We start from the raw sequence: 544 nt of genomic DNA, 5'->3' as shown, positions 1-544 counted from the left end.
GGAGATGGAAATTTCCAACTGGTTCGGCATCGTGGCGCCCAAGGGCACGCCCAAGCCGATCGTGGACAAACTCAATCAGGCGATCAACCGCGCCCTGCAGGAGCCCGACCTGGTGCAGCGCATCACCGCGCCCGGCACGGTGGTGGGCGGTGGCGACGCCAAGGCCTGTGGAGAGTTTGTGTCGGCCGAGTCGAATCGCTGGAGCAAACTGATCAGGGACAAGGGCATCAAGCCCGAGTGAGCAGCCGACCGGTCGGGCGGATCCGGGATGAACGGCGAGGCGGCTGCGCCCACAGTGCAAAATGGCTCCCATGAAACCACCCAAGCGACTGCAGTCATTGATCGAGGAAGGCCTGATCGACACAGTCGTGCGTCAGCTCATGAGYGGCAAGGAGGCCATGGTYTACGTGGTGCGCTGTGGCGGCGAAACCCGCTGCGCCAAGGTCTACAAGGAGGCCACGGAGCGCAGCTTCCGGCAGGCGGTTGACTACACCGAAAACCGCAAGGTCAAAAACACCCGCCAGGCCCGCGCCATGGCCAAGGG

2 protein-coding genes are annotated in these 544 nt (G+C 63.8%); both read left to right on the top strand.

The genetic code is table 11. The features are described 5' to 3' along the window. The coding region (locus tag AC1DT3_RS23795) for a tripartite tricarboxylate transporter substrate-binding protein (RefSeq protein ID WP_477467607.1) at positions 1-241 on the top strand (241 nt) is incomplete at its 5' end. A 70-nt stretch (positions 242-311) separates the two neighbouring features. Further along, the coding region (locus AC1DT3_RS23790) for a hypothetical protein (RefSeq protein WP_477467606.1) at positions 312-544 on the top strand (233 nt) is incomplete at its 3' end.

The sequence above is a fragment of the Microvirga sp. P4_G7 genome (genome assembly GCF_056401005.1).
This window is presented reverse-complemented; position numbering and strand designations above follow the sequence as displayed.